Raw genomic sequence first — 6704 nt, 5'->3', positions numbered from 1 at the left:
CCACAACGCAGGACAACTGGAACCAGCATCTGCTCACTCAGTCATGGAGCATCAATATTTCGGGTGGGGCCGGAGGAGACCCAGGCCCGGGAGCAAGCGGCGGAGGTCCTGGTCAAGGCGGTCAAGCCGGCACACCCGGCGGTGCAGGTAGATGCAACAATTACGGGCCTGGATCTCAGGGGCAAATGGGAGGGGTCGGCAATCAAGGTGGCGACGGGCCGAACGGCAACAGCGGCCTGATCACCCCCGACATCATCACCCCGGCGGAGTGGTTGCAGGAATTAACGCAACCCGTTCTGTACACCATCACTCCCAGCCAGGGCTTTGCAGGAAGCGCGATCAGCGGCACGGGAAACAACTTTGGTCCCGGCGACACGGCGTTAATCAACGGCCAGACCGTGGCTGCCAACTTCCCTGCCGCCGGCCAGGTGAATCTCACCATCCCGAGCGCTCAGGCGAGCGGATTCATCACCGTTGCCATCCGCAGGACGGCGGACGGCGTCGTGAGCAGTCCCGTCAATTTCAACGTGCTCCCCTCTCTCAGCGGTCTGAATGTGACTCCGGCTGTCGGCCAGGTGCCGATGCTCGGCGCTCCGGGCACAACGGTGACCATCACCGCCGATGGGCTGGTGGCCGGCAGTACGGTCACCTTCGGCGTGGATAAGCCGGTGCCGCTCACGCCTGCCGCACCGTGGGCTCCGCCTGGCGTCACCTTCCCCACTCCTCCGTTGACCTTCTCCGCCGTGGTGCCGCCAACAGCGGCCAGCGGTCTCTTGACGATTACTTCTCCCACAGGGCAGGTCATCGGAAAATTCAACTACCCGATTGATAACTTCCGCAACACGCGTGGGCTATCGTGGGACAACACTGGGCTCTACCAAGACAAGGTGGCGGGCGATTCGTACGCCTATGCCGACGCGACCGGATTGTTTGGTGCGGGCCAAACAACCTACGACGTGCTCGGCGTCAACATCGCCGGACCGTTCGTGAATCTCTTCATTACGCTTGCCAACGCGTTCCTGGACGGCGGCGGACAGTGCTTCGGAATGTCCCTGTCGAGCATTCAATTTGCCGACGGCGCTGAGGCATTCGGCGCATATCAGATGCAGCCGGTGGGCGCTGAACCCAACGGGCCGCCCGCGCCGAACGTCTGGTTACTCAACGGCCCGGCCATGGGAAATGGACAGAACGTCGATCCGGCACTTGCCACCTTCGTTCACCAGCGCCATTTGGCGCAGTTGAGCCAGGAAGCTCTCAACGCCTTCCTCTCGTTCCACATCAACATCACTTCGGCGGCGCAACTGAGAAGTTACCTCGAGCAGTGCTTCACCGCGGGGGTTGGGGCGATCGTCAGCATGGAAGCGAATGGCGATGGACACGCCGTGGTCGGTTACGGGATCGTCGATACCGGCAACGGCAACTTCGACGTCCTGCTCTATAACCCCAACGTCCCATTTACTCCCGGTGAGGATTCCAGTTCCAGCACCCGCGCCTCTGTTTCCGCCGAAAGCGTCCTCAGCGTCACGAGCAACGGAACCTGGACTTTGGATCACTCCGACGAGTTCTTCGCTCTCCCCATCTGGACCGGCGGCATCGGCAGCCTCACGGTCATACCGGGCAAGTCGATCGGTTTGCAGCCGACGTTTCCCTGGGCGGAAATGATCGCCGGCGCTCTTGTCGTGGGCAGTTTGCTGGTCTGGTTCGTGGGCGGCGATGCCGGCGTCAGCCAGGTCAGCGATGGCCAGGGGCACACTCTGCTCTCGAATGGGCAGTGGAATCAAGACCCCAACACCATGCTCTCCGGCGTGCGGCGCATTCCGAACCTTGGCGGCCTGGGTAAGGCCCTTCCGCCTGCATTTGTAAGCAATCGCTCCGGGGTGCTGATACATACAATCACCGGCAAGGCCACCGGCAATTACTCGCATTACCTGCTTGGCGGCGGAGGAGGAGTGAGTCTCTCGAACGTCCCAACCGCTCAGGGAGCGACCGATCTCATCACGGTTGATACGGGACAAGTTGGCTTCACCGCCGATCAAAGCAAAGAGCTGAACATCGCTATCCTCGGCCACGCTACAGCCAGCAAGATGCCACGTACCGGCACATTCAAAACCACCGCCCCCGCCGGGGTGGCCGTCAACTTTGCCTACAATCCGGCCAGCGATACGTTTACATACACGCATGAGGGTCCCGCGACCAGCTACACGCTCGGCCTGTCAACGATCGACTCTCAAGGCAAGACCGTCGAGTTCACAAGCCAGCCGGTCGAAATCAACACCGGCGAGACGCACACCATCGCTCCCACTTGGGCGCAACTTTCCACTGGGGCGGGTACCGTTCAGGTCCGCAGCTTAGCCGGTGCAGTCACGAATAACCCGTTGCGCTAAGGTTTTCTCACGAGGCGTCGGCTGAGTAACTGTAGGGCTGACCCCTCACCTGAACGCAGTGATCCCGAGCGCCGGTCGTCCATCACGGCGGACGACGGCGTCGAAGGACACACACTGAAGCAATGGGGCTGGTTCGACGCATACGAACAGGCTCTGGAACTCATTCCGGTCGGACTTCCACAGGTCCACGAGTTCCAAGAAGAAGCACACCTCGCACACTCAGAGCTGATTAAAGCTCGCCACGACTATGTCGAGCACATGGCACGATGTCTCGTCTGCAGTAGACGGCTTATCACTTCTGACGCCGTGGTCACAATCCGAGAGAGACTGAACACCTCCCGAATTCAGTGACCGGACTCGCCTATCGCAGCCGTATCCTCGCCGCCTGCCCAACCGCATAGCAGCCTTCGCGGTTTCGGCGGACTGGGATTTGGGTCAATCAGTTCCACTCATCCGACCGCTTCTCTTGCGCCTCCAGATCGCGGTGGAGAAGGCGCAAATCTTTCTGGATGTTATCCATGCGCTCAGAAATCCATGCGAGGTCTACTTGGGAGTTCGTCATCATGTTCAAAATCCGACGGCGTTCGGCCTCGCAAAGCTCAATCCGCGCTCGAATAGCCGTGATCTTAAAGGTGTGTCGCGAGTCCATGGGGCTCATTGGAATCACGGGCTGCGGTACAGGGGATTCCGCACGAGCCGTGATTGGTGCGGATGTGCGGTAATTGTGATCCCTTGCGCAAGCGAATTGCAACTGGAGAATTCGCCTCTTCCTGTGCCGCGAACCACGCGTCGTTGTCGACTGGGTTCAAGATGCGCGGTATGCCTTGCGGCATTTGTTCGCCACACAGTGGGCACCTCGCAGAGACCGGAAAGCTATTCACGTCATATCGCATTTGCAGCTCTGGGAAAGGGTGCGTGCGGAGATTCTAGTCTCTTACGACAAGTTCCGTTAGACCTTTGGAGGGCGAGTTCTATGGAGGGCCGACTCGGAGTCGATCAAGTCTCCATTCATATCGGCTGCTTTGGGAAGCATGGAATAGAGGAGACTTGCCGGATAATTGGCGTGTTTGCCATTCTCGAACGTGATGATTATGCCGTCTTTCATCCTCAACGCTTCGATGATGCGCGGAACGACTGGAATCTCTTCCATTTTAGGATTATGGCCTTTTCGAGAAAGATAATCGGTTCCCCATCCGACACAGGAAAGCCGAATTCAGTAAGCCCCGGCGGTTGCCATTGCAAGCCAACCGGAACGTGCCAATTTGCTGAGGGAGAAAGGATACGTTTAAGGTTTCACTCTGACCACAACGACAGATCAGACAGCGCCTGACGCGCAACCCTGACCTCACCTGCAAGGATTCGCAGCACGGCTTGCTGCATCTTCGGCTCGGCCTTTATCAAGTCGTTGAAAGCGACCGAACTGAGTCTGAAAACCTCCGCATCCCGACATGCCGTAGCCGTCATGGAGTAGGGCTGATTCCCAACTATCGCAGGAATACCAAGTAGCGAACCCTGGGATGCTCGAATCCTGAATTCCTTGTCTCCTGCCTGCATCGTCAAATTGGCTCCGCCCGATTTCACGAAGTACAAGCAGTCAGCCGGTTGGCCTTGATGGAATAGGATTCCGGCTTGAGGGATGATCACTGCAGACCGGCCAATGACCTTTTGTGCCAACTCAGGGTCAACGATGGCTTCCAACGAAGGGATCGACATTTTTCCATTACAGGGCAGAGTTGAGTCAAAAGATGTGATTCCCATCACTCGGTTGGATCGGCGGGTCTTACCAGCGAGATTCCCGTCTGGGGCTGTTCAGATTGCTTTGCAAAGCAGACTCTGCAAAGCACTGGCCTCGTCCCTCTTGGCTTGAATGGGACGGTGCTATCGATGCCGCACTCGGAGCACTTAACCCGGGTTTCAATTTTCCGCCGTCCAATCGCCGTTTTTGTTTTGCACTGCTTACACCGTTTGGGATCGTTTATGAATCCCCTTTCACGAAAGAATCGCTGTTCGTCCGCCGAAAAAGCAAACATCGAGCCGCATTGAACACACGTCAACTCCCTATCAACGAAATCCATAGACCCGTCCAATCGTTGGGGGATTAGTGCAAAGAGTGTGAACCGATTTGGGCGAAAGGTCAATCGGTTGACTTTCGGCTCATAAACGGGTCACGACTGATCTGTTCGGTTTCGGATCGCGGCACTTTTTTGAAGAACTCGTAATGGGTAACCAGAAATGGGTCACAGACGTGCTGCTCTTCTTTGAGCACCAACTCGGCTTCATTTGTGGCAGTAGCAGCCGTGACAAAGCAGCGCGGGCAGATGGAGTCGACACATCCAGCTGGAATGAACCGGTGGGGGAACCTCCGGCCTTCGGAAGAGGGCATCGCCTCTCCTTCCAAAACAGAAATGGGGCCGCATGATGGCCTGACAATAGCCCAAGTAGGCGGGAGGCAGTCACCCATGTTCGGGCAACCGCCTCGATAGGCTTAGTAGTTCGGGTGTGCAAATCGTCGCTGATAGCGGGTATGGAGTCAAGTCAAATTCTGTTTAATGCCATTTCACGAAACGGAGTCAGACGACTCGAGCCGAAGAAGCTTCTTTGCTGGATGTGAACCAATGGCTCAACGATCGTGAACGAGTTTGCACAGCTTCCAAATCTCATCAGGAGTCGCCCGACGTCGAAGCTCGACGATCCAAATCCAATCGATATCCACTGGTCGCAGGCCGCGAATCACACGTTCAGTCACTCGATTCTCAAGGCTCCCGCTCTTGAAATGAACGTTGTAGTGAACTGCGCCGCTAGGGTGATGATACAGGTTCCTGACCACAACTCATTCCTTTCCTTCTCGTCAAACCTCGCTGAAGAATCGACTTGGGGCGAGGGTAGAATGGTGCCATGTCGAGGACCAAACCGAATCGGAAACTCGTGAACGATCTCACCCGCGCTCTTGAAGTGATGGAAGAGTATTCGCATCTGGGCCTAGACGATGAAGCTGCCCCCAAAATCCGCGACATTATTCTTCGCCAAATCAACGAAGCCCAAAGCGCTCGTTTCTGCAGCCCGGTATCCGGGTACGTTTCGTAGTCTCAACGAAGACTCATGCTTAAACCGGATTCTTTACCTTCTCTGTTTCGGACCTTCTAAGCACAGCCACTCAGTACGTCCGTCAATCCAACCGAATGCCCATTCCCCTCACCCTGATTGGGTCGGACTCGCTGATTTGTTTCTCGAATGTACTTGCGTCCTCCTGTCTTTGGATTGCGCCCTTGATTGCACATGCCCACATTCTGAGTTCTCGCTCGTTGGTCCGATTCTGGGGATCGGCCAATGAGATTATGGCGAGACTATTGAGTGCGCCCAAGAGTTCGTCAATCGCGAAGTAGTAGCCGCGCTTCCCAATCAGACGCCCTACAATTTCTTCTATATCCCGTTCACGTGCAAATTCACTTGTATTCGACCGCTGGGGACTGATAGTTCGATCCGCTGACACGGCTTTCCCTCCGACAGCGCAAACTGTCATGCTCGTGATTTTCGGGGAGGTCGGTCCAATGATCTCCAGAATGTACGGTCCTGTCAACGGGTCACTTACAAAGCTAAAAAAGAATGCAGTAACCGAACAGCTGGCGAGATCAATTCTGGAGAAAGTTGTGCGCTAGTGCTGGATGATTGGGAAGGGCAATTGGCACCGGAAAGTGATGGATGAGAACATCTAATTTGCGAGTTTACCTCGAATGTCCTCGCCTCCGATTCTCCCGCATCCTCGGCGCCGTCTGTGAGGGATTTGCCTCATCGAGTCCTCTCCAGCTTGGACACTTTATCTTCGATTTCCCGGGTCTCTTGCAAGACTGTCTCCAGCTCTAAATGCGCAACTCGTCGATTCTCAGGAGCAACAAGAGCGGAAGACAATATCGACCGCAAACGCATTTCGCGTCGATGGAGCACAGTGAGGGCCGTCTCAAGATCGGCGATTTTCTGGCTTCGACTCTGCTCCATGAAATACTTCCTTTCGGTTGGCTACATAATCAAACGGTTGGCTTTGATCTCTTGGATCGTTCGGTCGATGTCCTCACGGATACGGCCCAATCTCGCCTCCAAGCCGATGACATTTTGCCATGATGTCCTGCCAAAATCCAATTCCTCCAGGATTCCGATCATGCACAATTCAAAGCTCGTCTCTATTTGTCGATCTCGTTTCAACCCCCTGCGCTCATCCTTTGCCTTGTTCCTCATTTCTACGACCAGCGATCTGAGGCGTTCCGATTTCTCAACATCACAAGCCAGTTCCTCTGCTTCCTTCGTCATGTCGAGCAACGCGTTCAA

General features: G+C 56.0%; 8 protein-coding genes. 3 read left to right on the top strand and 5 right to left on the bottom strand.

All coding sequences use genetic code 11. The annotated features are described in order from the left end of the window. On the top strand, nucleotides 1-240 hold a 240-nt coding region (locus WA354_RS06340), incomplete at its 5' end, for a hypothetical protein (protein WP_472812163.1). Then, nucleotides 186-2384, top strand: coding sequence for a hypothetical protein (locus tag WA354_RS06335; protein WP_472812162.1), 2199 nt, complete (start codon nucleotides 186-188; stop codon nucleotides 2382-2384). The genes WA354_RS06340 and WA354_RS06335, both read left to right, overlap by 55 nt. 439 nt (nucleotides 2385-2823) lie before the next feature. Here the strand turns inward: WA354_RS06335 and WA354_RS06330 are convergent, their stop codons facing one another. The 4 genes from WA354_RS06330 to WA354_RS06315 all read right to left on the bottom strand — a co-directional run bounded on the left by WA354_RS06330 (nucleotide 2824) and on the right by WA354_RS06315 (nucleotide 4459). Next, nucleotides 2824-2949 carry a hypothetical protein gene (locus tag WA354_RS06330; protein ID WP_472812161.1) on the bottom strand — a complete coding sequence of 42 codons (126 nt, stop codon included), beginning with the start codon at nucleotides 2947-2949 and terminating at the stop codon, nucleotides 2824-2826. A 384-nt stretch (nucleotides 2950-3333) separates the two neighbouring features. Beyond that, complete coding sequence (locus tag WA354_RS06325; RefSeq protein ID WP_472812160.1) at nucleotides 3334-3534, bottom strand: hypothetical protein; 201 nt, start codon at nucleotides 3532-3534, stop codon at nucleotides 3334-3336. A 143-nt stretch (nucleotides 3535-3677) separates the two neighbouring features. Continuing rightward, nucleotides 3678-4097 (bottom strand): Crp/Fnr family transcriptional regulator, encoded by a 420-nt coding sequence (locus WA354_RS06320; RefSeq protein WP_472812159.1) that lies wholly within the window; start codon nucleotides 4095-4097, stop codon nucleotides 3678-3680. A gap of 44 nt (nucleotides 4098-4141) precedes the next feature. Then, a complete protein-coding gene (locus WA354_RS06315; RefSeq protein WP_472812158.1) occupies nucleotides 4142-4459 on the bottom strand; it encodes a zinc-ribbon domain containing protein in 318 nt (105 codons plus the stop codon). Between the two features lie 820 nt (nucleotides 4460-5279). On the opposite strand from WA354_RS06315, the gene WA354_RS06310 reads away from it, so the two are divergent. Continuing rightward, nucleotides 5280-5468, top strand: a complete 189-nt coding sequence (locus WA354_RS06310; RefSeq protein ID WP_472812157.1) for a hypothetical protein — start codon at nucleotides 5280-5282, stop codon at nucleotides 5466-5468. 930 nt (nucleotides 5469-6398) lie between these two features. Here the strand turns inward: WA354_RS06310 and WA354_RS06305 are convergent. Beyond that, nucleotides 6399-6704: hypothetical protein (locus WA354_RS06305; protein ID WP_472812156.1), on the bottom strand; the 306-nt coding region annotated here is incomplete at its 5' end.

Source organism: Occallatibacter sp. (assembly GCF_049802275.1).
Lineage (GTDB): Bacteria > Acidobacteriota > Terriglobia > Terriglobales > Acidobacteriaceae > Telmatobacter.
The sequence above is the reverse complement of the archived record's forward strand: the minus strand, read 5'-3'. Positions and strand labels throughout refer to the sequence as shown.